This is a genomic window from Roseobacter sp. HKCCA0882, from assembly GCF_037805225.1.
Taxonomy (GTDB): domain Bacteria; phylum Pseudomonadota; class Alphaproteobacteria; order Rhodobacterales; family Rhodobacteraceae; genus M30B80.
Map to the genome: position 1 here is coordinate 318,320 of NZ_JBBLYI010000001.1, position 25,038 is coordinate 343,357.

The following is a 25,038-nucleotide window of genomic DNA, read 5'->3' on the forward strand; positions in this document are numbered from 1 at the left end:
TCTAGGTCTAACTCAGCGTGCTTGGCCATCTGCCCACGCGGCATCTTCAAGGCGCAATTGTACTTTGCTGCGGCCCTGCCAATGGTTCAACTCGAGCCGCCCTGCGATGTGGATGTTGCGTCCTGATCGCTGTGCCTGTTGTAAAGCAGGACCAAGCGGGCCCTCCATAGCACCAAAAGCAATGCCGTCTATTTTCGTAGGACCGCCATCGGTGGCAGTGAATTTTAAATGAGTTTCGCCCACCGGTTTTGAGAAGATGATTTTCATATTTGGAAAGCCAAAGCGTGGAGCGGGGGCTGAGGCACCGAATGGTCCTACTTGGTCCAACAGTTCTATTAATTCCGTCGTGGCTCCCGAGGGTAGGATTATAGCGTCGACCCGTAAATCTTGATGTATGGTGAGACCTGAACCTTGACGAGCTAGAAGATCTGACAAGCGTGCCATCGCGGGTTCTAGTTGCGCGCGATCGAGACTTAGACCTGCAGCCATTTTGTGCCCGCCGCCTTTTTCAATCAGGCCCTCTGCCGCTAACTTTTGTATGGCTGAGCCTAGGTCAATACCCGCAACTGAACGACCAGATCCCTTGCCGGCATCCCCATCAAAGCCGATGACAATGGCTGGACGGTTCGATGCTTCTTTTAGTCGGCTTGCAACAATACCTACCACACCAGCGTGCCATCCATCGTTTGCAGCCCAGACAAGCGGTGCATCCAAACCGCGCGCTTCTGCTTGCGCAAAAGCTGCATTACGTACTGCAGCCTCGATTTCGCGGCGGTCTGTGTTGAGGCTTTCGAGCTTGGTTGCTATCGCTTGGGCCTTATTCGGCTCAGTCTCGCACAAAAGTTTCGCACCAAGATCGGCTTCTCCAATACGTCCTCCTGCATTGATGCGTGGGCCGAGGACGAATCCTAAATGGTGGGCGCTTGGAGTACGATCAAGGCGAGCTACATCGCATAGCGCCACAATCCCTGGACGCGCACGTCTTGCCATGACAGCTAGTCCTTGACGCACAAATGCGCGATTTACCCCGATTAATGGCGCAACGTCAGCCACTGTAGCCAGGGCAACTAGATCTAGCATTGCCATTAGATCAGGGCCGATTTTGTCATGAACTTTTCTTAGCTCACGGTTCATTTCCACTAATACTAAAAATACAACAGCAGCCGCACAAAGATGACCCCATTCTCCAGTTTCGTCTTGGCGATTTGGGTTTACAACGGCGACACAATTGGGCAACTCAGCACCACCCAAATGGTGATCGAGAACCACCACATCACAGTTTGCTGCTGCGATTGGCTCATGTGACAAGGTCCCACAATCAACACAGATGATAAGATCATGTGAAGCGCCTAGTTCCTGCATTGCAGGGATGTTTGGGCCATAGCCTTCGTCAATTCGATCAGGCACATATATGGTGGCGTCGTGGCCCAATTGACGCAGCCAGTCGACCAAAAGTGTGGCAGAGCTAGCCCCATCGACATCGTAATCTGCAAAAATTGCAATCTTTTGGCGCGTGGTGGCGGCGGTCAAGATACGAACTGCGGCCTTATTCATATCCAGCAAATTGCTTGGGTCAGGCAGCAGGTCGCGAAGTGTGGGGTTCAAAAAACTTTTGGCCTGCTCAGACAATACTCTGCGCTGCGCCAAAAGCATGGCCACAGGTTGGGGGAGTTGCGCTTCACGCGTAATTACGGTTGCATGGCGCGCCATCTCAGTTGCTGGCGCGACCCATCTTTTGCCCGTAAGCGATACCTTTACTTCCAGGCAGATATTCGCGTTCAAATCATCTGTCATAACAGATTTCGTGGTATGAGCTCCGTGTGTTTTGTAGTTTGGGTCATTTAGCGACCCGTAGGATGACGGTAGCTCATACGGCGAATTGATCCCGTTTTGGAGCGCATTAAGACCGTTTCTGTGGTCAGCCAACCTGGTTCTCTTTTGATGCCGGAAAGGATTGATCCTGATGTCACACCTGTGGCAGCGAAGATCACATCCTCTGTTACCATTTCATCGCGCGTGTAGACACGTTCAAAATCGGTAATACCGGCTTTGGCAGCGCGAGCACGCTCGTCCTCATTTCGGAACAGCAGTCGTCCCCACATTTGTCCGCCCATGCATTTCAAGGCTGCCGCGGCTAGAACTCCTTCCGGTGCACCACCTTGGCCCATATACATATCAATACCAGTCAGATTAGCCTCGGCGGTATGAATGACACCGGCTACATCGCCGTCGGTAATCAAACGGATCGAGGCGCCTGTGCCGCGAATTTCCGAAATTATCGCCTCATGTCGGGGGCGCTCAAGAACACAGACTGTGATATCGTTTGGGCTGCATCCGCGCGCTTTGGCAAGAGCCGTAACACGTTCTGAAGGAGTCATATCTAGGTTGAGGATGCCTTCAGGGTAGCCAGGCCCAATTGCAAGCTTATCCATATAAGTATCAGGCGCGTGAAGCATAGATCCACGTGGCCCCATCGCAATCACAGTCAAGGCGTTTGGCATGTCCTTTGCGGTCAGGGTAGTCCCTTCAAGCGGATCGAGCGCTATATCAACAGCGGGGCCATTTCCCGTGCCAACCTCTTCGCCGATATATAACATTGGGGCTTCGTCTCGTTCGCCCTCACCGATCACAACCACACCCTGGATATCGAGCAGGTTCAACTGCTCGCGCATGGCGTTTACGGCGGCTTGGTCAGCGGCTTTTTCGTCGCCCCGACCAATGAGATCTGCAGAAGCAATTGCCGCTGCTTCAGATACCCGCGCCAATCCCAGGGACAGCAAGCGATCATTAAAATCGGATTTTTGCGACATGGGCGCTATAGCCTTTCTTTCAGACGTCTTCGATGCGCAAAGCAACTGGGGCGCTCATCAATACGCCCGTCTGCGGCAAGGCTGCAAGCGCCTCTTGCAGTGCGGGCTGAGCAGCTTTGTGAGTTACTATTAATACGGGCGCAGCTTCGTCAGGGTGATCATATTGACGCATTCGATCAATTGAAATGCCATTATCTCCCAATACTGTGGCAATTTTTGCCAAAGCGCCAGGTTTGTCGTTGAGGGTCATGCGAATATAGTAACGCGCAGCCGAGGCCGCTGATGCGGGCGGTGCGGCTTTGAGGGTATTCGCGCGTTGGCCAAATGTAGAAATCCGTATGTTGCGCGCGATATCGCAAATATCTGACAGCACTGCACTTGCTGTTGGACCTTCGCCTGCACCCGCACCGCGCAGCACGATTTGGCCAACATAGTCTCCTTCCACCACCACCATATTGGTGCCTCCCTCAAGCTGCCCTAGGGGCGAAGAAGCAGGAACCAGGCAGGGGCTCATCCGTTGTTCCAAGCCACGCGCTGTCATACGCGCCACTCCGAGAAGTTTAATCTTGAACCCAAGATCAGCAGCGCGATTGATGTCTTCGATGGTGACTGCGCCAATGCCCTCGAGGCTTATACCGCTAAAATCGACTTTTGTTCCAAAAGCGACAGAGGACAAAAGCGCCAATTTATGTCCGGCATCAATGCCTCCGACATCAAGCTGTGGGTCAGCTTCTAAATAGCCAAGGCCATCAGCCTCGGCAAAAGCTTCCTCATAGGTGAGGCCTGCATTGCCCATCCGCGTGAGGATGTAATTGCAGGTTCCGTTCATCACCCCCATTATCCGGGTGATCTGGTTGCCGGCCAACCCTTCGGTCAAAGATTTGATGATTGGGATGCCGCCCGCCACTGCAGCCTCAAAACGCAGGACAAGGTTATTATCCTCTGCCGCTTCAGCCAGTTCCTGTCCATACAACGCCAAAAGCGCCTTATTGGCTGTGACAACATCCTTGCCTGCGGCAATTGCTGCTTCGGTCGACGTCTTTGCAGGGCCATCCGAGCCGCCCATCAATTCAACAAATACATCCACATCATCGCGCTTGGCCATCGCAACGGGATCATCTTCCCATGCGTATTTCGCCAAATTCACGCCGCGATCTTTGTCACGGCTGCGTGCGCTTACGGCAGAAATGGTAACCTTGCGCCCTGTGCGAGCCTCGATCAGTGCGCCATTGTTCTGAATTATCTTTATGACACCTGTGCCAACCGTGCCAAGACCTGCGATTGCAAGACGCAAAGGGCGTTCCATGATGCCGAACCTCCAATAGCTGTGCGTATCGCGCACATTATCAAGTTGAACCCCTGTTAGCTCCTTCCAAGAAAAGGTGCAACGCAGGCAGAACAACTATTCCTCAAGCATTAATTAATGGGCTCATTAGCCAAAGCCGCTGCGCGGCGGCGCAGGTCTTCTGCGCGACCAGCCAATTCCCCAACGGTTGCTTCAGGGGTGCTTAGTGTTTCGGCGCTGGCAGGACTGCGCATCTCTTCAATCTCAAGCGCGCTAAGCGGCAAAAGCGCGGGATAGCTTGCATTACGCACTTCTTGGCGAGCGCTGTCCTGGGTGCTGCAGGCAGACAAAATGAAGGGTAATGTTAACAAAAAGGGCGTGAAAAATCGCATAGCACTGCGATAGCGCGCCAATCGACTTGGGTCTAGTCTTGTTTGCGTGTTCGAGCCCGGCTAATTTGGCACATTGGCGTTTTTTATGTTTAGAGTGACGCAGGGAATACAAAAGCGCTTTTTAACTGGTCTTAGGCTTGGTGCGTTTAAAAAAAGGATTTTGCGCCATGGAAGACAAAGTCTTGCAACCAACTGTGATCCGTCAGAACCCTTATCGTGGGGTAGGTCTGCCTAATCTGCGGGGTTTCCCCAGTGATGATGCAAGCCCTGTGAAGGCTCTCCTGGAACACTGTCCTGCTTACGCGCCCACGCCTCTTTTGGTGCGTGATGATTTGGCAAAAACTGCCGGCACAGCCGCGTTTTTTGTTAAAGACGAGCGTGGGCGCATGGGACTTGGAAGTTTTAAAGCCTTGGGAGCAGCCTATGTGATCGCCCGCGTAGCACGCGCAGCCATGGAAAATGGGGCCACTGACTACAGCACGGCCCTGACAGGCCGAGCGTTTATCGCCGCAAGTGCAGGCAATCATGGCCTGTCTGTAGCTGCAGGGGCGCGGGTCTTTGGCGCGCGTGCAATAATTTATCTGTCTGACACTGTGCCGGAGGCTTTTGCCGATCGCCTCCGTGCGCAAGGGGCAGAGCCGCGCCGTGCGGGCGCCATATACGAAGAAAGCATTGCCGCGGCTGAGGCCGCCGCATCGGCAGGAGAAGGCACGCTTCTTCCGGATAGCACATGGGAGGGTGAGATGACCCAAGGCTATTTGGTGATGGAGGGGTATTTGCAAATTGGGGCAGAAATGGTCGAAGCGATGGACAGCCCACCAACGCATATTTTCTTGCAAGCAGGTGTGGGTGGAATGGCAGGAGCCTTGGCTGCACATGCGCGCGCCACATGGGGGCAGGCCCCACAGATTATCGTGGTAGAGCCTGATGCAGCTCCCGCCCTTCAAGATGCGATTGCTGCAGGCCATGTTGTCGACAGCAAAGGCCCTGTCTCAATCATGGGGCGGCTGGACTGTAAGACAGCCTCGCTTGTGGCGTTAGCGGGGCTGGCGCGCGATGCAGATCAGTTTTTGACGATCTCAGATGGCCAAGCGGCCTCTGGAGTGGCGCGATTGACTAAAGCGGGGCTTGCCTCCACGCCATCGGGTGCGGCGGGCGTAATTGCAGCGGCTTATCTTGGCTATGACTTTCCGCCAGATGCGCGAGTCCTCTGTGTTCTTAGCGAAGGGCCAGAGGATGTCTGATCTGTTCCCACCCGCTGAATATCACCGCCGTCATCGTGGGATTCAGGCCCGCCTACAGGCTATAGGCCTAGATGCAATTTTGCTGACCCAAGCGGCGGATATTTTCTACGTCACAGGCTTTCTCACGCGCTTTTGGGAGAGCCCCGCACGACCGTGGTTTGTGCTGATCCCCGCCACAGGCGCTCCAATGGCTGTGATCCCTGAGATCGGGGCTTATCTCATGGGGAAATCGGTGATCACAGATATCCGGACATGGCCCGCACCGCGCCCCGAAGATGACGGGATCAGCCTGCTGGCTGAGGCATTATGTGAAGTCACACCCAAAAGTGGAAAGATCGGGGTTGCAATGGGCCTGGAGACACAGCTGCGGATGCCCTTGGGGGATTTCTTTGTGCTGCAAACCCGTCTCGCCCCCCGCAGTTTTGTGGATGCAACAGATATCATGCACCGCACTCGTGAGATAAAATCGGCGCTTGAGATTGAAAAACTGCGCTCTGCTTGCGCCATTGGCAATCGCGCCTTTGCCCGCGTTGATGAAATTGCCCGCCGCGGCACGCCGTTAGATGCGGTGTTTCGCGCATTTCAAATCCTGCTGCTCGAGGAGGGGGCCGATTGGGTGTCTTATGTCGCAGGGGGGGCTGGCGAGGGAGGCTATGGCGATGTAATTTCACCTGCCGCACCGACACCGCTGCGCAATGGTGATATTTTGATGTTGGATACGGGCGCGGTGAAAGACGGCTATTTTTGCGATTTCGACCGAAATTTTGCTATCGGAACCCCAAGCCCTGACGCTGCCCGCGGGCATCAGATTTTACAAGATGCGATTTATGCCGTGATGGAAGTGATCGAACCTAATATACGCGCCTCGGATCTGCACGCGATGCTGTGCCGCGAAATTGCCGCGCGTGGTGGCACGCCGTGTGGCGGGCGGTTAGGGCATGGGTTGGGGGTGACGCTCACCGAATGGCCATCCCTTACGCCGCAAGACCAGACAGTGCTGCACGCAGGTATGGTTCTCACGCTTGAGCCATCTGTTGATCTGGGAAAGGGACGGATTCTAGTGGCCGAAGAAAATATTGTCCTGGCAGAAAACGGGGCCGAGTTTTTAACAAACCCCGCCCCGCGTGACATTACAATTTTATAAGCGCTTTCAGATGCTTGGATAGATGGGGAAGCGCTGACAGAGTGCCTTTACCTCTGCGGCAACTTTCGCCTCTACGGCGCCATTTCCATCCTCACCATTCGCTGCCAAGCCATCGACCACCTCAACAATCCAATCCGCAACTTGGCGGAATTCGGTCTCGGTAAAGCCACGCGTTGTGGCCGCAGGTGTTCCCAAACGCACGCCCGAAGTGATCATTGGCTTTTCCGTGTCAAATGGGATGCCGTTTTTGTTGCAGGTTATATTAGCACGGCCAAGCGCCTTTTCAGTGGCATTGCCTTTTACGCCTTTGGGGCGCAGGTCAACCAACATCAAATGCGTATCTGTGCCGCCAGTGACGATATCCAAGCCCCCCTTCATCAGCTGATCCGCCAGCGCCTTGGCATTGGCAATCACTTGGGTCTGATAGGCCTTGAATTCAGGGCGCAGCGCCTCGCCAAAGGCCACGGCCTTAGCGGCGATGACATGCATCAACGGGCCGCCTTGAATGCCCGGGAAGATGGCGGAATTGACCTTCTTGGCGATATCTTCGTCATTGGTCAGGATCATCCCACCGCGTGGCCCGCGCAGGGTTTTATGCGTGGTGGTGGTTGCAACATGCGCATGTGGGAAAGGTGAAGGGTAATGACCCGATGCCACTAGCCCCGCGAAATGCGCCATGTCGACCAAAAGATAGGCCCCAACACTGTCAGCAATCTCACGCATTTTTGCAAAATCAATGACACGCGGAATGGCCGAGCCGCCCGCGATCAGCATTTTGGGCTTATGTTCAGCCGCAAGTTCGGCAATCGCGTCATAGTCGATTTCCATGTCCTGCTTGCGCACGCCGTATTGAATGGCATTAAACCACTTGCCCGATTGGTTGGGCTTGGCGCCATGGGTCAGGTGGCCGCCTGCATCAAGGCTCATGCCCAAGATGGTATCGCCGGGCGTCAAAAGAGCTGTGAAAACCCCTTGGTTCGCCTGGCTGCCTGAATTGGGCTGCACATTGGCATGCGCACAGTCAAACAATTTGCATGCCCGCTCAATCGCAAGGTTTTCTGCGATATCGACATAATCGCAGCCGCCATAATACCGCCGACCTGGATAGCCTTCGGCATATTTGTTGGTCATCACCGAGCCTTGCGCGGCCATCACAGCAGCCGAGACGATGTTCTCGGAGGCGATCAATTCGATCTCTTCGCTTTGACGACCGAATTCTTTGGTAATCGCGCCAAAGATTTCAGGGTCACGGGTGCTGAGGGCTTCGGTGAAAAATCCATCGTCACGGTGGGGCGCAGTCATAGTGAGGGCTCCTTACATCGGGGGCGCGTTTTGTTGGGTCACGCGCGGGCGCTGTCTATCGCATGGGGTTTAGGGCAGAACAGCCCCTTGGAAAAGGGCGAAAGCGGCAATTCGACAGAGAGTCGCGCCCTGCCGCCCTGCAAGCCGGGCAAATTTGCACTGTTTTGCGGGGTCTTGTGTTTCGGCATGGCAGGGAACAGGATGGCGATACCCCAGTCTCGCAAAGGTCGCGCAGATGAGCAAAGATTTGAAAATAGCCTTTTTGGCCTCGCGGGCGCGGATGGCGCAGGCAGCCCTTGCGGAATTGAGCGCGGCTTATGGCCAATCAACGCCTCAGGAGGCTGATGTCATCGTGGCGCTTGGCGGGGATGGCTTTATGCTGTCGACTTTGCACGAAACCCAACCGCTCGACCGTCCTGTCTATGGAATGAACCGTGGCACGGTCGGCTTTTTGATGAATGAATATTCTGCCGATGGTTTGATGGCCCGCCTGACTGCGGCGGAGGAGGCGCAGATCAACCCGTTGCGGATGAAGGCGCGGCGCGCGACAGGCGAAACAATCGAGGCTTTGGCGATCAATGAGGTCAGTCTGCTGCGCGCAGGCCCCCAAGCCGCTAAGTTGCGCATCCATGTTGATGGAAAGCTGCGCATGCAAGAACTGGTATGCGACGGCGCGCTGTTATGCACGCCTGCAGGCTCGACCGCCTATAACTATTCCGCGCATGGCCCGATTTTGCCCATTGGTGCAGATGTTTTGGCAATGACCGCCGTGGCGGCGTTTCGTCCGCGCAGGTGGCGGGGGGCGCTGCTCAATAAATCATCTAACGTGATTTTCGAAGTGGTCGATCCGGACCACCGCCCTGTGATGGCAGATGCCGATAGCGTTTCGGTGAACAATGTCACCCATGTAGAGATATCGAGCGCGCAAGACGTGACCCATCGTATCCTGTTCGATCCAGGCCATGGTTTGGAAGAGCGGCTTTTGCGCGAGCAATTCGTGTAATCCAAGCGGAATTTGCCCTTTCCTAGGCGATAGTTTAACGTTAAACTAATTGCGGAGGGCCGCCGATTGGGGATGTTTGGCGACCATAGCCGATTGGGAATAGATCATGACTGAAGACAGCAACGACAGTTTGCGCCAGCGCGCGCTTGCCTATCATGCAGGCCCAAAACCAGGAAAGTTAGAGGTGCGCGCGACCAAGCCTTTGGCGAATGGGCGCGACCTGTCCTTGGCCTATAGCCCCGGCGTTGCTGAAGCCTGCCTTGAAATCAAAGCAGACCCCGCCCATGCCGAAAGCTATACAGGACGCGGTAACCTTGTCGCCGTGGTCACCAATGGCACGGCTGTGCTAGGCCTTGGTAATATTGGCGCACTCGCCTCTAAGCCTGTGATGGAGGGGAAGGCCGTTCTTTTCAAGAAATTTGCCGGCATTGACTGCTTTGACATTGAATTGAACGAGAGCGACCCCGAGAAACTGGCGGATATTGTTTGCGCGCTTGAGCCAACCTTTGGCGCAATTAATCTTGAGGATATCAAAGCGCCAGATTGTTTTATCGTAGAAAAACTATGCCGCGAGCGAATGAATATTCCCGTTTTCCATGACGACCAACATGGAACTGCGATTGTCGTGGGCGCGGCCGCAACAAACGCGCTGCGTCTTGCGGGGAAATCCTTTGCCGATATCAAGGTCGTGTCCACGGGCGGTGGTGCGGCGGGGATTGCCTGCCTCAATATGCTGCTGAAACTGGGCCTCAAGCGTGAGAATGTTTGGCTCTGCGATTTGGATGGTCTGGTCTATCGGGGCCGTAAAGCGGGGATGACACCGCAAAAAGCCGAATATGCCCAAGGCGATAGCCCGGCTTCCTTGAGTAATGTGATCGAGGGGGCGGATTTGTTCCTTGGCCTCTCTGGCCCGGGTGTTTTGACGCGCGAGATGGTTGCGCGCATGGCGGATCGTCCTGTGGTCTTTGCCTTGGCGAACCCGAACCCAGAAATCACCCCTGATGATGTGCGCGCGGTAAAGCCTGACGCGATCATTGCTACGGGGCGGTCAGATTTTCCCAATCAGGTGAACAACGTCTTATGCTTTCCGTTCATTTTCCGCGGCGCCTTGGATGTCGGAGCAAGCGAAATCAATGACGCGATGCAAATTGCCTGTATTGAAGGCATCGCCGCCTTGGCACGCGCCACCACCAGTGCCGAAGCGGCCGCGGCCTATAAGGGCGAGCAGCTGACTTTTGGCCCTGACTACCTGATACCTAAGCCGTTTGACCCGCGCCTGATGGGTGTGGTGGCCAGTGCCGTGGCTGAGGCGGCTATGAGTTCGGGTGTGGCGAAGCGGCCCATTGATGACATCGCCGCCTATCGCGCCAAACTTAATCAGGCGGTGTTCCGCTCTGCGCTTATCATGCGCCCTGTTTTTGCCGCAGCGGCCACCACGACACGCCGTATTGCTTTTGCAGAAGGCGAGGATGAGCGCGTTTTGCGTGCGGCCCAAGCCATGCTTGAGGAAACCACAGACACCCCAATTCTTATCGGTCGTCCCGATGTGATTGAAATGCGGGCTGAGCGGGCAGGCCTGACCATCCGCCCGCGTGTGGATTTCGAAATCGTAAACCCCGAAAATGACCCGCGCTATCGGGATTATTGGGGCAGCTATCACAGCGTGATGGAACGCCACGGGGTGACCCCCGATTTGGCCCGCGCGATTATGCGCACAAACACCACCGCCATCGGCGCGGTCATGGTGTATCGCGAAGAGGCAGACAGCTTAATCTGCGGCACCTTTGGCCAGTATTTGTGGCACTTGAAATATATCAGCCAGCTTTTGGCCCGTGACGGGTTACATCCTGTTGGGGCGCTGTCCTTGATGATTTTGGAAGATGGGCCGCTCTTTATTGCCGATACGCATATTCATGCGCAGCCCACCCCAGACCAAATCGCCGAGACGGTGATTGCCACAGCCCGTCATGTGCGCCGCTTTGGCATCGCGCCAAAAATTGCGCTGTGTTCTGGCAGTCAATTCGGCAATCTCGACAGTGATAGTGGGCGGCGGATGCGCGCGGCGCTCGATATTCTGGACGCGATGGGGCTTGATTTCGCCTATGAGGGCGAGATGCATATCGACAGCGCGCTTGATCCCGAGCTGCGCGCCCGAATTTTCCCCAATTCGCGCCTTGAGGGGCAGGCCAACGCGCTTGTCTTTGCCAATACTGATGCCGCTGGGGCGGCACGGAACATCCTAAAGATGAAGGCGGGTGGGCTGGAAGTCGGGCCGATTCTTATGGGGATGGGCAATCGCGCGCATATCGTCACCCCCTCAATCACCGCGCGGGGGCTGTTGAATATCTCTGCCCTCGCAGGCACGCCTGTCGCCACCTATGGCTGACAGGCGCACTGCCGCGCCTTAGCCAAAGGTGATGCGCAACAGTGTGACAAACATCAATGCGGTTGCCCCAAGCCCCGAGATGATCAGTGCGGGAAAGCCCCAAATCACAACGGCCGAGGCAACAGCCGAAACAACCATGATAATAAGGGCAAAACTGTTGTCTACTTCGCCTTAGACCACCTCGCGTGCGATGCGCCCGATGACGGGCAGGCGATAGGTGACATGGCGTGTGATATAATGGCTTGTGTCTTCGTTTAAGGACATGGTCATGGGGGAGGCTCCTGTTCGATATGCCCCATCTAACGTCCCCGCCGTTAAAACAAAGTGGCGCATGGTCGCAGTTTTCGCGCCTGCGTCAAAGTCACCTTCTTGCGCAAGCTATGGTTGAAGGGATAGAAAATTGCGCAAGCAAAGGGAGGCCCGCATGAGCTATCAAAAGATTTATGAGTATGCCCGGTCCAACCCAGAAGGGTTTTGGATGGAGGCTGCTTCTGCCATTGATTGGGATGTTGAACCATCCCAAGCGCTGTCTGATGAAAACGCGCCTCTTTATGAATGGTTTGCAGATGGTCAACTGAATGGTTGTTGGAACGCGGTCGATCGCCATGTTGCCGCAGGCCATGGGGATCGCACCGCTATCATCTATGACAGCCCCATCACCAGCACGGTTCAGAAAATTTCCTATGCAGAATTGCAAGAACGTGTCGCGCTTCTGGCGGGTGGCCTTCAAGCCAAAGGTGTGACCAAAGGGGATCGGGTCATTATCTATATGCCGATGGTGCCACAGGCGGTTGAGGCGATGCTTGCCTGCGCGCGTATTGGCGCGGTGCATTCGGTGGTCTTTGGCGGCTTTGCTGCGGCTGAATTGGCGGTGCGCATTGATGATGCGCAACCCAAATGTATCATCGCCGCCTCCTGTGGCCTCGAGCCGGGCCGCGTGGTGCATTATAAACCGCTTTTGGATGCGGCCATCGAGGCCGCCGCCCATAAGCCAGATTTCTGCGTGATCTTTCAGCGCGAGCAAGAAGTGGCAAGCTTGACCGATGGGCGCGATGTCGATTGGTATGGCTTCCAACACGGGGTTGCGCCTGCGCCTTGTGTGCCCGTAGAGGGCAACCACCCCGCCTATATTCTCTACACCTCTGGCACAACGGGCCAGCCAAAGGGCGTTGTGCGCCATACAGGCGGCCATCTGGTTGCGTTGAATTGGTCAATGCGCAATCTCTACGACATGAACCCCGGCGAGGTGTTTTGGGCCGCCTCTGATGTGGGTTGGGTCGTGGGGCATTCCTATATTTGTTACGCGCCTCTGACCTTTGGCTGCACCACAATCGTCTTTGAAGGCAAACCTATTGGCACGCCGGATGCAGGCACGTTCTGGCGTGTGATTGATGAGCATAAAGTTAAATGCCTGTTTACCGCCCCAACGGCCTTTCGCGCGATCAAGCGCGAAGACCCAGTAGGCAGCTTTATTGGGAAATATGACATCTCTAGCCTTGAATCGCTGTTCTTGGCGGGTGAGCGTGCCGATCCTGACACAATCCAATGGGCGCAGGCAAAACTTGGCGTGCCCGTGATTGACCATTGGTGGCAAACCGAAACGGGTTGGGCCATTTGTGGCAACCCATTGGGTATTGAAAAATTGCCTGTCAAAATTGGCAGCCCCTCGGTGCCAATGCCCGGGTATGATGTGCAAATTTTGGATGAGGGCGGGCATGCATTGCCTGCGGGCGAATTGGGCGCGATTGCGATTAAATTGCCCTTGCCGCCTGCAACCTTGCCTACGTTGTGGAATGCCGAAGCCCGCTTCCGCAAATCCTATCTTGAGCATTTCAAAGGCTATTACGAGACGGGTGATGCGGGATATAAGGATGAAGACGGGTATCTTTATATCATGGCGCGCACGGATGATGTGATCAACGTGGCGGGTCACCGCTTGTCGACAGGTGGGATGGAGGAGGTTCTTGCCTCCCACCCAGATGTGGCTGAATGCGCGGTGATCGGTGTGGCAGATGATCTCAAAGGGCAAATGCCTCTGGGGTTTTTGTGTCTCAATAAAGGGGCGACCAAAGATGCGGCAGATGTCGTGTCTGAATGCGTGAAACTTGTGCGTGACAAAATCGGCCCCGTTGCGGCGTTCAAACTGGCCGTTGTGGTGGATCGCCTGCCCAAAACCCGTTCGGGCAAGATTTTGCGTGGAACAATGGTGAAAATCGCTGATGGCGAAAGCTATAAAATGCCTGCAACAATTGATGATCCTGCGATTTTAGACGAGATTGCAGTGGCCTTGAAAACTTTGGGCTACCCCAAAGCCTAAGGCGGGTTTGACGAGACGGGATGAAGGGCGGGCCTTTGGGCCCGCTTTTTCTTTCGCCTTGCGTGCATCGGTTCGTCAGGACAGATTGAGGCAACGCAATTCAAGGAGTGCGGATCATGCCTCAGACAAAGACACCAGACCCCGCATTGATGGCCGCCGCCGCAGAAATCCGTCCGCGCGCCTATGCCCCGTATTCGGGCTTTGCAGTCGGTGCTGCGCTGCGTGGGGCAGATGGGCAGATTTACCAAGGGGTGAATGTCGAAAACGCGGCCTATCCCCAAGGCACCTGTGCCGAGGCGGGCGCAATTTCAGCGATGATTGCCGCAGGCTGTCATGAGATCCTAGAGGTTGCGGTGATCGCAGATAGCCCCATTCCTGTCGCCCCTTGTGGGGGGTGTCGTCAAAAATTGCGGGAATTCAGCAAAGATGAGGTGCTGATCACCATGGCCACAACGCGCGGCACAGGTCAGGCGATCCTGAGCATGGCGGACATTCTGCCTGGCGCCTTTGTGAAATCGGCGATGGAATAGGGCAGATCATGGCCGATCCGCGCAGCATCTTGGCAAAATTGCGAGAGGGGCAAACTCTGACCGAATTTGAGATGTTTGCCTTTGCCGAAGGGTTGGCGGATGGCACTGTCAGCGATGCGCAGGCGGGGGCCTTTGCGATGGCCGTATGTTTGCGCGGTCTCAGCCTTGAGAACCGCACTCATCTGACCCATGGGATGCTGGAAAGCGGCACGGTTTTGGGGTGGTCATTGGATGGCCCTGTCATCGACAAACATTCCACAGGCGGGGTGGGCGATTGTGTATCGCTGATCCTTGCCCCTGCCTTAGCGGCGTGCGGGGCCTATGTGCCGATGATTTCAGGGCGCGGCTTGGGGCATACGGGCGGCACTTTGGACAAACTTTCGGCAATTTCGGGCTTGCAGATTGATGTCTCCATTGAGGATTTGCAACGCATTGTGGGGCAAGTGGGCTGTGCGATTGTCAGCGCCAATGCCGATATCGCCCCTGCGGATCGCAGGCTTTATGGGTTGCGTGATATCACCGCCACTGTGCCAAGCATTGATTTGATCACGGCCTCTATTTTGTCCAAGAAATTGGCAGCAGGGCTAGAGGCCTTGGTTTTAGACGTTAAATGCGGCACGGGTGCCTTTATGCAAACCCCGCACGAGGCCGTGCAACTGGCTCAATCCTTGGTGGATACAGCGCAAAGTGCGGGCTGTAAAACCACGGCGCTTGTCACCGATATGAACCAACCGCTTGCGCGTGCAGCGGGCAATTCTTTGGAAATGATGGAGGTGATGGAGGCGCTGTGCAGTCCAAAGCTCGACAGTGATCTGATCCGTCTAACCATCAGCCTTGGGGGTGAGGTTTTGATGCAAGCGGGGCTTGCGGTTGATGCGGCGGCAGGTGAGATGGCACTGACAAACGCGCTGACCCAAGGTCACGCCGCCGAGGTTTTTGGCCGTATGGTCGCGGCGCAAGGGGGTGCCACAGATTTTGTGGCACGTTGGCGAGATCGCTTGCCTGCAGCGCCCTATGCGGTGGATATTTTCCCGCAAAAGACGGGCTATATCCGTGCAATTGACGCCCGCACCTTGGGCGAGGTTGTGGTGCATCTTGGCGGGGGACGCCTGCAGGCAGAGGATCAGATCGACAAACGTGTGGGTCTTTCTGACATCCAGCGGATTGGTGATTTGGCCGACCCCACGACCCCGCTTTTGCGCCTTCATGCGCGCGACCCTGAGATTGCCAAACATATGGGGACAATTGTGTTAGACGCCTTCACCCTCTCCGAAGAAACGCCGCCGCGCCCTGCCTTGATCCATGAAAGGATCGGCTGAATGGCGCGCGGATTTTTGGTGGTGATGGATTCTGTTGGTATCGGGGGCGCACCAGACGCAGACCGATATTTCAATGCGGGCCATCCAGATACAGGCGCGAATACCTTGGGCCATATCGCGCAGGCACAGCCGCTGAGAGTGCCGAATTTGGATCGTCTGGGTCTCGGGGCCGCTTTGCATCTGGCAAGCGGCATCTGCCCTGCACCCCTGACACCGGCTGCACCGAATGCCATATGGGGTGTGGCCGAAGAATCCGCCAAAGGAAAAGACACGCCATCAGGCCATTGGGAATTGACGGGCTGCGCCTTGCCTTGGGATTGGCACTATTTTCCCACTACCGTTCCCAGTTTCCCTGAGGCTTTGGTCGCGGCGGTTCAATCTATCGCAGGTGTTGGGGGGATTTTGGGCAATTGCCACGCCTCTGGCACTGAGATCATCGAACGCCTTGGGGCGCAACATCTGCAAACGGGGTATCCGATTTGCTACACTTCCGCCGATAGTGTCTTTCAGATTGCCGCGCATGAAGAGGTCTTTGCGCTAGAGCGTCTCTATGACCTCTGCGAAAGGATCGCCCCGCAGCTGCACGCGATGCGGGTAGGGCGGGTGATCGCGCGCCCCTTTACGGGTCGCCTAGGCGCGTTTGAGCGCACTGAAAACCGCCGCGATTACGCGATGATGCCGCCCTACCCAACCTTGTTGGATCACGCATCTGAGGCAGGGCGCGCGGTCATTGCCATTGGCAAAATCAGAGATATTTTCGCGCATCGTGGTATCACAGAAAGTCATAAAGGAAGTGATGCCCGCCTGATGGAACATCTGGCTCACGCGGTAGATTGCGCCCCCGATGGTAGCCTCATAATCGCCAATTTTGTTGAGTTTGATGCCCGTTTTGGCCATCGCCGCGATGTGGCGGGTTATGCGGGTGCGCTGGAATGGTTTGACGCAGCGATTGCGCCAATTGTTGCCGCGCTGCGCGCGGGTGACATGCTGATTTTAACCGCGGATCATGGCAATGATCCCACATGGGTTGGCACGGATCACACCCGTGAACGTGTCCCATTTTTGGTGGCGGCCCCTGACCATGCACCCCAAGGGCTAGGCCTTCGGGCCTTTGCCGATATTGGCGCAAGCCTTGCCGCGCATTTGGGGCTTGGCCCCCTTCAGATTGGAACCCCAGCCTTATGAGCCAGATTGACAGTCAAATTATCTATGCTGCCATGACCTTTGTCGCTGCCCTATTTGGGGTGCGTCTGGCCGCGCGGGTCTTGTCGCAGCGGGTGATCTCATGGCGCGCGGCCACCTTATTTGCCATAGTGGTCACCGCGCTTGGCTATTATTTCTAGGGGAACGGCGATGTCAGATATGGCCCGCGTCAAAAAGGTTGAATTGCACCTTCATCTTGAGGGGGCAGCACAGCCTGATTTTATTCGTCAGATTGCCTTCGAAAAAAAGGTGGATTTATCGGGCATTTTCACCGCTCAGGGCGGCTACGACATACATGACTTCGTCCATTTTTTGCGCGTCTATGAGGCCGCAACATCTGTTCTAACCACCCCTGAGGATTACGCGCGACTGACGCGGTCTGTGCTTGAGGCATCAGCACGTCATGGGGTGGTTTATTGCGAAACTTTCCTGTCCCCTGATTTTTGTGGCGACGGGGATATTGGCGCTTGGCGCGATTACCTCTCTGCAATGACCGAAGCTGCAGATGCCGCCGAGCGGGATTTTGGGATCACGATGCGGGGCGTGATTACGGCGGTTCGTCATTTCGGGCCAGATCAGGCGAAACGGGCCGCGCGCTGTGCTGCGGAAACGGCGGGGCGCATGATTTGTGGCTTTGGAATGGCGGGGGACGAGAAGATTGGCCATGTGCGCGATTTTTCTTGGAGCTTTGATTGCGCGGCTGAGGCAGGCTTGCCCTTCAGCATTCATGCTGGCGAATGGGGGGGGGCGCAATCGGTGCGTGAGACTTTAGATACCTATAATCCTCCTCGTATTGGACATGGAGTCGAGGCGATCAGCGATCCTGACTTGATTGCGCGACTTGCCGACACGGGCGTTGTTTTGGAATGTTGTCCTGTGTCGAATGTCTTTCTTGGGGTTTTCCCAAATTGGAAAAGTCATCCCCTTGCGCGGCTGCGCGAGGCTGGGGTGAAGGTGACTGTGTCAACCGATGATCCGCCCTTTTTCCATACCAACATGAGCCGTGAATATGAGGCCTTGGAACAGCATTTTGGGTGGGGTGAGGCAGAATTTATCGAAATAAACCAAACCGCGCTTGCAGCGGCCTTTTGTGATCAGAAAACTCGCGCGCGCGTTAGAAAACGACTTGAAGGCTAGGGGGTGAAGACCATGCCAGAATTTGATACGCTGACCATCGTGACCCATCCGCTTGTGCAGCATAAGCTGAGCTTGATGCGGGACAAAACCTGCTCCTCTCAAGATTTTGCGCGGCTTTTGACCGAAATTTCGATGCTGATGGCCTATGAGGTCACCCGCAATTTAGCAGTCACCACCACCGCCGTTGAAACACCACTTGAGGTGATGAATGCCCCTACACTCGTAGGAAAAAAAATGGCTTTGATTTCGATTTTGCGTGCGGGCAACGGAATGCTTGACGGGATGCGCGCCGTGATCCCTGCCGCGCGGGTTGGGTTTGTCGGGCTTTACCGCAATGAGGAAACCCTTGAGCCGGTGGACTACTATCTCAAACTGCCCTCCCACCTATCACAACGTTATGTCATCGCCCTTGATCCTATGTTGGCAACGGGCAATTCCGCGGCTGCCGCGGTGGATAAAATCAAATCAGAAGGGGCCGTTGATATCAGTCTGACGACATTGCTAGCCGCACCTGAGGGCGTCAGGGCATTTGCAGCTCGCCACCCTGATGTACCGATTTTCACGGCATCCTTGGACCGTGGCTTGAACGAAAAGGGTTATATCCTTCCGGGTCTGGGAGATGCAGGGGATCGAATATTTGCTACCAAGTAAAGAGTGCTTTGGTTTGGGATGCGTGGCTTTGGCCGGCCATTTCTGAAACAGAGCGTTAACACGGATTGCAGTATTGATCTCGCGAGTGGCCGGGTTCTACTTGGCGCGCGTTCAGTGACTTAATCAGTTGGAGCAGATTTCCTGTAGGGCAACCCATCTGGTATCATCTAATAATGGTGTGTTTGGCGTGGCACGAAGGGGGTCTGCCTCGATCAGGCTTAGAGTTTTCTCGCCTGAAATATCTAGGGCGTAGGCGTAAGGCTGCGAGGAAATCTCGGCCTGTGCAAATTGCGATAAAAGCGCCTCATCGGCCACATCTGTTGGCGTTTCGGTCAGCAGACTGGCGGCGCGCGCAGCCAGATGCGTGTCGCTGATCTCGCCTGTGGTCAACAGTCGAAATGTCGTCCACAAACCCGCCTCTTGCAGCAGGGCTTGGGTGGGGTTGCTGTCCACCAAGCGGATATATTCCGACAATAAAAACCCTGCCAACACATCAGGGCTTTGGTAATCCTCAACCACGGATCGGTTCAGCACGATCAAATCGCCGGGCAAATGTAGGCTTGCGGGCAGACCATCGCGCAGAACCACAAGCCGCGGCACGGTCGGTGTGGAGATGAACACCCGCCGCGCAAGGGTTGCAAGCGCGGCTTGCCCCGCGGTTTGATTGCAGCTTGGCCCCGTCAGTTGGATCATCTCTGTGAGAATATCCTGACCTATTTCGCGCTTTTTTGCCTCGGGCAAAAGATGCACTGTCTGGCGCACCAATGCATCAGGCAACCAAAACAGGCCCAAGCCCAGAACCACTGCCGCGGTTGTGGCCGCCAGAATACCACGCAACCGCCCCGGATGGGGGCGATGGCGGTCAATCATACTGCGCAGCTTTTCGATTGCGGCGATCATGTCCTCATCCGCGATCTCGAGGCTTTCGTCACTGCCCTCCACAGGCACATAAAGAGCGGGCAGCTCGCCTGGATTGACGCGGATCACCGCGGCCAGCGACCAATGGGTGAGCGCGGTTTCTGAAAGGGTCGATATGATCAAAGAAGTGTTGCCCAAATTGATCAACACTTCGCGGCGTTGGCTGTCGCCAACATCGCGCCAAAGGCCTGTGGCCTCTAGTTTTTGATATTCCTCTAACGCGGTCACGCAATACCCTCGCGCTTATGCATCGCGAAACCCGTCATCTTTGCCCAAGGTTGGCGCAGGCATTAGGTCATAGGGATGTGCCCAATTGGGTTGGCGGGCCAAGCGGGTCAGCCATGCCGAAATCGCAGGATAATCGGCGCGCGTGAAATTGAAATTTTCAGGATAATAGAGATAGCCCGCGCAGGCGATATCGGCCGCAGAGACACTGTCGCAGGCAATCCATTCGCGGGTGCTGAGCACCCCTTCGAGAATGGAAAGCGCGGCCTGCATCCGCCCCGTCAAATACCCAATAACGCCCGCATCTCGTTTGTCCTCGGGCGCGAAATTCATCAAGAACCGCAACGGCCCCGCAGTGCCCGAAACCTTTTGATTATCGAACAAAATCCACCGCAAGATTTCTTGACGGTCTGCGGCACTCGCCCCTGCGAGTTTGCCTGTTTCATCCATAACCCAAGTTTGGATCAACCCTGATTGGGTCAGGATTTTACCCCCTGCATCTAGCACGGGAACTTCGCCCATTGGGTTTATTGCGCGAAACTCTGCCCCGCGCGCCTCGCCGTTGAAGAAATCGACAAAACGGGGCTGCCAAGGCACACCTGCCAAAGTCAGGCACAGCGCGGCTTTATAGGCATTTCCAGATTCCCCAAAACAATAGAGGGTGTTGGTCACGGCTCCGTTTCCTTATGTCACGTTATGCCTGTCGGTCTTGATCCGATTTCCGGTCTGCCAGCATTTGCGCCACCAAATCAATTTGACTTTGCAAATCACGAATGGCTTGGCCTAACTCGGTATATTGTGCTTGCATATCGTGCAATCTTTCACGCCCAACTTCTAGGCTTCTTTCCAGTTGCGTCACTTGATTGTCGCCAAGTGCATAAAGGTCAAGCAATTGTCGCATCGCCTCTAGGCTAAAGCCAAAGCGTTTGCCCTGTAAAATCAGTTTGAGACGCGCTTGGTCGCTGCGGGAATAAAGCCGCTTTTGTCCCACACGCAAGGGGGCCAACAGCTCCTTGCTTTCGTAGAAGCGAAGGCTGCGCGGCGTCACTTGAAACAGGGCGCACATCTCGCCGATGGTGCGAAAATCGGCCTCGCGCTGTGGGGCGTCTGATGGCATTTGCGGCATCCTCGGCTGATCCATGATGTGATTGCAGCTTATCATAGAATTGGTATCGATGTAATTTGCGCATTGCCGCGGGCGCGCACCGCGCGTTAGATGGTGCAGATCATCAACCCCAATTTGTTGGATTATGCCCGTGCCCTCCGACCAGTCGGATATCCTCCATGTCGCGCAGAGTTTCATCACGCAACTGCCCTATGCGGCGGCGTTGCAGATGAACATTGTTGCCCTTGGATCTGGGACTGCGGTGATGACGATGCGGGTTCTGCCTGATCTCTGTGATGCGGTGGGCGCGCTGCATGAAGGGGCAATCACGGCGCTGATGGACACCTGTGCAGGCACGGCAGTGGTGGCGCATGACAGCAAACCCCTTGCGACCGCGACCTTAGATCTGCGCCTTGATGTGATGGGCCAGAGTGCAAAAGGCACAGTTCTGGCCAAGGCGGAGTGTTACGCCATCAGGGGAAATGTGGCCTTTGTCACTGTGGCGGCCACTGATCAAGAGACAGGCGCGCTTTTGGCCAAAGCCAGCGGAAGTTTCACGGTCGAATATGGGCCAGAGGGCAAGGGTGTCTTGGAGATGGTCAACCCGCAAAAGAGGCAGGGCTGATGCAGCAGATTTTGAACCAGCTGCCCTATGCGCGGTTTTTGGGCCTAGAGGGCCAAGAGGGCGGGGTGATCAAATTGCCCTATCGTGGCGTTTTGATTGGCAATCCGATTTTGCCCGCACTGCATGGCGGGGTTACGGCATCGGTGCTGCAGATCGCGGCGCAAACCCATGTGATACATGCGCTCTCTATCCCGCTGACAACCCCGCCAAAGTTGATTGATTTCACTGTGGATTATTTGCGCCGCGGCCTGCCCGAGGATGGGTTTGCCAAGGCGCAGCTGACCCGCGCGGGGCGCCGTTTTGCCTCGGTCTCGATCACGATGTGGCAAGGTGATCGAGACACCCCCATTGCCGCGGCGCATGGCCATTTTGCCTTGGTGACAGCCCCATGACGGACCAGACCCCGCCCTTGACCCATGCGCGGGTGTTGCGCATCGCCGTGCCTGTGGTTTTGTCAAACATCACAGTGCCCCTTTTGGGTTTGGTCGACACGGGCGTTGTTGGCCAATTGGGTGATGCGGCTATGATCGGCGCGGTAGGCTTGGGTGCGATATCCATGACCACTGTATTTTGGATTTTTGGATTCTTGCGCATGGGCACTGTCGGTTTGGCCGCGCAGGCCCATGGGGCAGGGGATCAGGCCGAAATCTCGGCCTTGCTGTCGCGCGTTTTGATGATCGGCGTGGCGGCTGGTGTGCTTTTGATCCTTCTGCAATCAGCAATTTTCGTGGCCATTTTTGCAATAGCCCCCGCAAGTGATGCGGTCGAGGCCTTGGCGCGCGATTACATGGCAATCCGCATTTGGTCTGCCCCCGCTGCAATCGCGATTTATGGTATCACGGGGTGGTTGATTGCCGCTGAACGCACAGGCGCTGTGTTCGTTTTACAGCTCTGGATGAACGGGTTGAACATCCTGCTGTCAGTGGGGTTTGTGTTGGGTTTGGGTTATCATGTCGATGGTGTGGCCGCCGCCACGGCCATTGCAGAATGGTCCGGCTTGGCGCTTGGGCTTTATCTGTGTCGCGCGGGATTTTCGCAAGCGGCATGGCGCGATTGGCCGCGCGTTTTTGATCGCGGGCGGCTGATGCATATGGCGCAGGTCAACACCGATATTTTGATCCGTTCCGTTTTTCTGATGGCGGGGTTTACCTCATTTATCTATATCGGCTCGGATTTAGGGGATACGACCCTCGCTTCCAATCAAATTCTTATGCAATTCATTCATATTACCGCCTATGGGTTGGACGGGTTTGCTTTTGCCGCCGAAAGTCTTGTTGGAAAATCCTTAGGGGCCAAAAACCGCGCCGCCTTGCGCCGAAGCGCCATGATGACGGCGCTTTGGTCGGGCGGTGTCGCGGTGGTGATGGCCGCAGCTTTTTGGGTCTTTGGAGGCGAGATTATTGATATTCTCACCACTGCGCCCGAAGTGCGGATTGAGGCGCGTGATTACCTGTTTTGGATGGTGCTTGCGCCGCTTGTTGGGTTTCAAGCATGGATTTTGGACGGGATATTCATTGGCGCAACCCGCACCCGTGACATGCGCAACATGATGGCCCTATCTTTCGCAGGCTATGTCATGCTGTGCCTGACGCTGATTCCCGCCTATGGAAATCACGGGTTATGGGCCGCGTTGTTGGGGATGTTCATCCTACGCGGTCTCAGCCTTGGGGCGCGCTATCCCGCACTTGAGCGCAGCGCGACCTAAAGCAGCGTAAGGATATTTTCAGGCGGGCGGCCAATCGCGGCGGCGGTTTCACTGATCAAAACAGGGCGTTCAATCAGGCGCGGATCATCGGCCATGGCAGCTAAGATTGCGGCCTCATCCGTCAAATCTACCCCCGTTTCGCGGGCCTCTTTTGCGCGGATCAAATCGCGGGCAGGGCGGCCTAGTTTTGCGATCACTGCGGCCAGTTCGGCATGGGTGGGCGCGGCGTCTAAATAGGCGCGCGTGTCAAACTCTATGCCGCGCTCTGTCAGCAATGCCAAAGCCTGACGGGATTTCGAACAGCGTGGATTATGCCATACGGTCAAAGCCATGCGTCAACCCCCGTGCCGATGGCAGATTGCAAACTGTCATGGCCATCTTGCGCAAGAGCGGCGTCAAGACCTTGAAGGATATCGGCAACCAAACCCATACCCCCATAAACAAGCCCCGTGTAAAGCTGCACCAAATGCGCGCCCGCCTTGATCTTGGTATAGGCTTGATCCGCATTGGCCACGCCCCCCACACCAATCAAGGCAATCTTGCCGCCTGTTTGCTGCGACAGTCGTGCCAGAACTTGGGTGGATCGCTCGAACAAGGGCTGCCCTGAGAGGCCCCCTGTTTCGCGCCGATGGCGCCCGCGCAACCCCTCGCGTGAAATGGTGGTATTAGTGGCAATGATCCCCGCAAGCTGCATCCGCAAGGCAAGCTCTGCAATGGCGTCAATCTCGTCATTGGTCAGGTCAGGTGCAATTTTCACAAAGAGGGGCACGGGACGGGCGAGATCAAAATTTGCATCCATTACCCCTTGCAACAAGCGTTCTAGCTGGTCTGCGGCCTGCAGGTCGCGCAGGTTCTCGGTGTTGGGCGAGGAGATGTTGATCGTAGCAAAATCAATCATCCCCCCACAACGGGCCAAAACCAAAGCGTAATCTGCCGCGCGATCCGTGCTGGTTTTATTGGCGCCCAAATTCAAACCCAAAGGAATGCGATGGGGGCGGTCGGCAAGACGTTTGGATGCAGCCTCCATGCCTTCATTGTTAAAGCCAAAGCGATTGATCACTGCGCGGTCACGCGGCAGGCGAAACACGCGGGGTTGCGGGTTTCCTGGCTGCGCCTGCGGCGTGATTGCCCCCACCTCAATAAACCCCAACCCCGTTTTCATTAAGGGCGCAATTGCGGTGGCATTTTTGTCAAAGCCCGCCGCAAGGCCAAGCGGGTTTGGGAAATTCATCCCTGCAACAGTTACTGCCAAACGTGGGGTGGTAATCGGCCCCGTTCGGGGGGCAAGCCCCATGTTCAGCGCCGTTAGCGCAAGGCCATGCGCCCGTTCAGGAGAAATAAGGCGCAACGCAGCGAGAGCAGCTTTATCAAACATCAACTGTCCTAATCTTTAATCAACCGTTTAAATTGGGCAGGATATGAACACCATTTTGTAACTTTAATTCGTGATGCCACAAAATCCCGCGCAAGGGCAGTTTTGAATACAAATGAGGGAAAAGGGCACCCCCGCGTGACACCTCCCAACGCAGCGCGTCGCCAAATATACTGGCTTCATAGGCTATGAGCACCAATCCGCTAACACCCGAAAAATGTTTGGACAAGGTTTCCTCGACCTGTGCCGCGGTGGAGAAATGGATATACCCATCGGCCTGATCAACGGGCGCACCCAATGTTTCTTTTTGTGTGCAAAGATCTCGCCATTCTAGGGTTTGAAGGATTTTAAATATGATCATTTCC

Annotated in this window: 25 protein-coding genes; 14 read left to right on the plus strand and 11 right to left on the minus strand. The window is 55.7% G+C overall.

The genetic code is table 11. The features are described from left to right. Window positions 1-12: 12 nt before the first annotated feature. The 4 genes from recJ to AAC622_RS01675 form a co-directional block, all read right to left on the minus strand. The gene (gene recJ, locus AAC622_RS01660; RefSeq protein WP_340261376.1) at window positions 13-1,794 is read right to left on the minus strand and encodes a single-stranded-DNA-specific exonuclease RecJ; all 1,782 of its coding nucleotides are present in this window, start codon (window positions 1,792-1,794) and stop codon (window positions 13-15) included. 47 nt (window positions 1,795-1,841) lie between these two features. Beyond that, complete coding sequence (glpX, locus tag AAC622_RS01665; RefSeq protein ID WP_340254809.1) at window positions 1,842-2,810, minus strand: class II fructose-bisphosphatase; 969 nt, start codon at window positions 2,808-2,810, stop codon at window positions 1,842-1,844. A gap of 19 nt (window positions 2,811-2,829) precedes the next feature. Then, window positions 2,830-4,116 carry a homoserine dehydrogenase gene (locus AAC622_RS01670; RefSeq protein WP_340259999.1) on the minus strand — a complete coding sequence of 429 codons (1,287 nt, stop codon included), beginning with the start codon at window positions 4,114-4,116 and terminating at the stop codon, window positions 2,830-2,832. Between the two features lie 110 nt (window positions 4,117-4,226). Beyond that, a complete protein-coding gene (locus AAC622_RS01675; protein ID WP_340254815.1) occupies window positions 4,227-4,406 on the minus strand; it encodes a hypothetical protein in 180 nt (59 codons plus the stop codon). Between the two features lie 248 nt (window positions 4,407-4,654). Here AAC622_RS01675 and AAC622_RS01680 point away from each other — a divergent pair, with 248 nt between their 5' ends. Together AAC622_RS01680 and AAC622_RS01685 are read left to right on the plus strand one after the other, a co-directional pair. Continuing rightward, window positions 4,655-5,731, plus strand: coding sequence for a pyridoxal-phosphate dependent enzyme (locus tag AAC622_RS01680; protein ID WP_340260000.1), 1,077 nt, complete (start codon window positions 4,655-4,657; stop codon window positions 5,729-5,731). Next, complete coding sequence (locus AAC622_RS01685) at window positions 5,724-6,875, plus strand: M24 family metallopeptidase (RefSeq protein WP_340260001.1); 1,152 nt, start codon at window positions 5,724-5,726, stop codon at window positions 6,873-6,875. Before AAC622_RS01680 ends, AAC622_RS01685 begins: the two co-directional genes overlap by 8 nt. Window positions 6,876-6,881: 6 nt before the next feature. Here the strand turns inward: AAC622_RS01685 and glyA are convergent, their stop codons facing one another. Further along, window positions 6,882-8,177 carry a serine hydroxymethyltransferase gene (gene glyA / locus AAC622_RS01690; protein WP_317655468.1) on the minus strand — a complete coding sequence of 432 codons (1,296 nt, stop codon included), beginning with the start codon at window positions 8,175-8,177 and terminating at the stop codon, window positions 6,882-6,884. A gap of 235 nt (window positions 8,178-8,412) precedes the next feature. Here glyA and AAC622_RS01695 point away from each other — a divergent pair, with 235 nt between their 5' ends. The 9 genes from AAC622_RS01695 to upp all read left to right on the plus strand — a co-directional run bounded on the left by AAC622_RS01695 (window position 8,413) and on the right by upp (window position 18,723). Further along, window positions 8,413-9,180 carry an NAD kinase gene (locus AAC622_RS01695; protein WP_340260002.1) on the plus strand — a complete coding sequence of 256 codons (768 nt, stop codon included), beginning with the start codon at window positions 8,413-8,415 and terminating at the stop codon, window positions 9,178-9,180. Between the two features lie 106 nt (window positions 9,181-9,286). Continuing rightward, a complete protein-coding gene (locus AAC622_RS01700; RefSeq protein ID WP_340260003.1) occupies window positions 9,287-11,566 on the plus strand; it encodes an NADP-dependent malic enzyme in 2,280 nt (759 codons plus the stop codon). Between the two features lie 424 nt (window positions 11,567-11,990). Beyond that, window positions 11,991-13,883, plus strand: a complete 1,893-nt coding sequence (locus AAC622_RS01705) for a propionyl-CoA synthetase (protein ID WP_340260004.1) — start codon at window positions 11,991-11,993, stop codon at window positions 13,881-13,883. 116 nt (window positions 13,884-13,999) lie between these two features. Beyond that, window positions 14,000-14,413: a cytidine deaminase gene (locus AAC622_RS01710; RefSeq protein ID WP_340260005.1), complete on the plus strand. Its 414-nt coding sequence runs from the start codon at window positions 14,000-14,002 to the stop codon at window positions 14,411-14,413. Between the two features lie 8 nt (window positions 14,414-14,421). Next, entirely contained in the window at window positions 14,422-15,732 is a 1,311-nt protein-coding gene (locus AAC622_RS01715; RefSeq protein ID WP_340260006.1) for a thymidine phosphorylase, read from the plus strand. After that, entirely contained in the window at window positions 15,733-16,917 is a 1,185-nt protein-coding gene (locus AAC622_RS01720; RefSeq protein ID WP_340260007.1) for a phosphopentomutase, read from the plus strand. After that, complete coding sequence (locus tag AAC622_RS01725; RefSeq protein ID WP_340245198.1) at window positions 16,914-17,075, plus strand: hypothetical protein; 162 nt, start codon at window positions 16,914-16,916, stop codon at window positions 17,073-17,075. Before AAC622_RS01720 ends, AAC622_RS01725 begins: the two co-directional genes overlap by 4 nt. Window positions 17,076-17,085: 10 nt before the next feature. Further along, window positions 17,086-18,072 (plus strand): adenosine deaminase, encoded by a 987-nt coding sequence (locus tag AAC622_RS01730; protein ID WP_340260008.1) that lies wholly within the window; start codon window positions 17,086-17,088, stop codon window positions 18,070-18,072. 12 nt (window positions 18,073-18,084) lie between these two features. Then, window positions 18,085-18,723 carry a uracil phosphoribosyltransferase gene (gene upp / locus AAC622_RS01735; protein WP_340260009.1) on the plus strand — a complete coding sequence of 213 codons (639 nt, stop codon included), beginning with the start codon at window positions 18,085-18,087 and terminating at the stop codon, window positions 18,721-18,723. 123 nt (window positions 18,724-18,846) lie between these two features. Here upp and AAC622_RS01740 read toward each other — a convergent pair whose 3' ends face one another. The 3 genes from AAC622_RS01740 to AAC622_RS01750 are packed head-to-tail and all read right to left on the minus strand — an operon-like array spanning window position 18,847 to window position 20,983. Next, window positions 18,847-19,869, minus strand: a complete 1,023-nt coding sequence (locus tag AAC622_RS01740) for a hypothetical protein (protein WP_340260010.1) — start codon at window positions 19,867-19,869, stop codon at window positions 18,847-18,849. A gap of 15 nt (window positions 19,870-19,884) precedes the next feature. Continuing rightward, a complete protein-coding gene (locus AAC622_RS01745; RefSeq protein ID WP_340260011.1) occupies window positions 19,885-20,538 on the minus strand; it encodes a glutathione S-transferase family protein in 654 nt (217 codons plus the stop codon). Window positions 20,539-20,560: 22 nt separating this feature from the next. Then, window positions 20,561-20,983, minus strand: a complete 423-nt coding sequence (locus AAC622_RS01750) for a MerR family transcriptional regulator (protein WP_340260012.1) — start codon at window positions 20,981-20,983, stop codon at window positions 20,561-20,563. Window positions 20,984-21,122: 139 nt separating this feature from the next. Here AAC622_RS01750 and AAC622_RS01755 point away from each other — a divergent pair, with 139 nt between their 5' ends. The 3 genes from AAC622_RS01755 to AAC622_RS01765 are packed head-to-tail and all read left to right on the plus strand — an operon-like array spanning window position 21,123 to window position 23,301. Next, window positions 21,123-21,596, plus strand: a complete 474-nt coding sequence (locus tag AAC622_RS01755; RefSeq protein WP_340260013.1) for a PaaI family thioesterase — start codon at window positions 21,123-21,125, stop codon at window positions 21,594-21,596. Next, a complete protein-coding gene (locus AAC622_RS01760; protein WP_340260014.1) occupies window positions 21,596-21,988 on the plus strand; it encodes a PaaI family thioesterase in 393 nt (130 codons plus the stop codon). The genes AAC622_RS01755 and AAC622_RS01760 overlap by 1 nt, the downstream gene beginning before the upstream one ends. Further along, the gene (locus AAC622_RS01765; RefSeq protein WP_340260015.1) at window positions 21,985-23,301 is read left to right on the plus strand and encodes an MATE family efflux transporter; all 1,317 of its coding nucleotides are present in this window, start codon (window positions 21,985-21,987) and stop codon (window positions 23,299-23,301) included. The genes AAC622_RS01760 and AAC622_RS01765 overlap by 4 nt, the downstream gene beginning before the upstream one ends. Here the strand turns inward: AAC622_RS01765 and arsC are convergent. The 3 genes from arsC to AAC622_RS01780 are packed head-to-tail and all read right to left on the minus strand — an operon-like array spanning window position 23,298 to window position 25,034. Further along, a complete protein-coding gene (gene arsC / locus AAC622_RS01770; protein ID WP_340254867.1) occupies window positions 23,298-23,633 on the minus strand; it encodes an arsenate reductase (glutaredoxin) in 336 nt (111 codons plus the stop codon). The two genes, AAC622_RS01765 and arsC, sit on opposite strands and share 4 nt — an antisense overlap. Then, entirely contained in the window at window positions 23,624-24,676 is a 1,053-nt protein-coding gene (locus AAC622_RS01775) for a quinone-dependent dihydroorotate dehydrogenase (RefSeq protein ID WP_340254870.1), read from the minus strand. The genes arsC and AAC622_RS01775 overlap by 10 nt, the downstream gene beginning before the upstream one ends. Before the next feature lie 19 nt (window positions 24,677-24,695). Continuing rightward, the gene (locus AAC622_RS01780) at window positions 24,696-25,034 is read right to left on the minus strand and encodes a DUF952 domain-containing protein (protein ID WP_340260016.1); all 339 of its coding nucleotides are present in this window, start codon (window positions 25,032-25,034) and stop codon (window positions 24,696-24,698) included. Between the last annotated feature and the right edge of the window lie 4 nt (window positions 25,035-25,038).

Bases quoted from the DNA above. Each gene is read 5' to 3' on its own strand.
- glyA (WP_317655468.1), bottom strand. From the start codon at position 8,177: ATGACTGCGCCCCACCGTGACGATGGATTTTTCACCGAAGCCCTCAGC.
- AAC622_RS01750 (WP_340260012.1), bottom strand. From the start codon at position 20,983: ATGCCATCAGACGCCCCACAGCGCGAGGCCGATTTTCGCACCATCGGC.
- AAC622_RS01705 (WP_340260004.1), top strand. From the start codon at position 11,991: ATGAGCTATCAAAAGATTTATGAGTATGCCCGGTCCAACCCAGAAGGG.
- AAC622_RS01710 (WP_340260005.1), top strand. From the start codon at position 14,000: ATGCCTCAGACAAAGACACCAGACCCCGCATTGATGGCCGCCGCCGCA.
- glpX (WP_340254809.1), bottom strand. From the start codon at position 2,810: ATGTCGCAAAAATCCGATTTTAATGATCGCTTGCTGTCCCTGGGATTG.
- arsC (WP_340254867.1), bottom strand. From the start codon at position 23,633: ATGGCTTTGACCGTATGGCATAATCCACGCTGTTCGAAATCCCGTCAG.
- AAC622_RS01780 (WP_340260016.1), bottom strand. From the start codon at position 25,034: ATGATCATATTTAAAATCCTTCAAACCCTAGAATGGCGAGATCTTTGC.
- recJ (WP_340261376.1), bottom strand. From the start codon at position 1,794: ATGACAGATGATTTGAACGCGAATATCTGCCTGGAAGTAAAGGTATCG.
- AAC622_RS01695 (WP_340260002.1), top strand. From the start codon at position 8,413: ATGAGCAAAGATTTGAAAATAGCCTTTTTGGCCTCGCGGGCGCGGATG.
- AAC622_RS01685 (WP_340260001.1), top strand. From the start codon at position 5,724: ATGTCTGATCTGTTCCCACCCGCTGAATATCACCGCCGTCATCGTGGG.
- AAC622_RS01765 (WP_340260015.1), top strand. From the start codon at position 21,985: ATGACGGACCAGACCCCGCCCTTGACCCATGCGCGGGTGTTGCGCATC.
- AAC622_RS01680 (WP_340260000.1), top strand. From the start codon at position 4,655: ATGGAAGACAAAGTCTTGCAACCAACTGTGATCCGTCAGAACCCTTAT.
- AAC622_RS01700 (WP_340260003.1), top strand. From the start codon at position 9,287: ATGACTGAAGACAGCAACGACAGTTTGCGCCAGCGCGCGCTTGCCTAT.
- upp (WP_340260009.1), top strand. From the start codon at position 18,085: ATGCCAGAATTTGATACGCTGACCATCGTGACCCATCCGCTTGTGCAG.
- AAC622_RS01760 (WP_340260014.1), top strand. From the start codon at position 21,596: ATGCAGCAGATTTTGAACCAGCTGCCCTATGCGCGGTTTTTGGGCCTA.
- AAC622_RS01670 (WP_340259999.1), bottom strand. From the start codon at position 4,116: ATGGAACGCCCTTTGCGTCTTGCAATCGCAGGTCTTGGCACGGTTGGC.
- AAC622_RS01715 (WP_340260006.1), top strand. From the start codon at position 14,422: ATGGCCGATCCGCGCAGCATCTTGGCAAAATTGCGAGAGGGGCAAACT.
- AAC622_RS01725 (WP_340245198.1), top strand. From the start codon at position 16,914: ATGAGCCAGATTGACAGTCAAATTATCTATGCTGCCATGACCTTTGTC.
- AAC622_RS01730 (WP_340260008.1), top strand. From the start codon at position 17,086: ATGTCAGATATGGCCCGCGTCAAAAAGGTTGAATTGCACCTTCATCTT.
- AAC622_RS01720 (WP_340260007.1), top strand. From the start codon at position 15,733: ATGGCGCGCGGATTTTTGGTGGTGATGGATTCTGTTGGTATCGGGGGC.
- AAC622_RS01775 (WP_340254870.1), bottom strand. From the start codon at position 24,676: ATGTTTGATAAAGCTGCTCTCGCTGCGTTGCGCCTTATTTCTCCTGAA.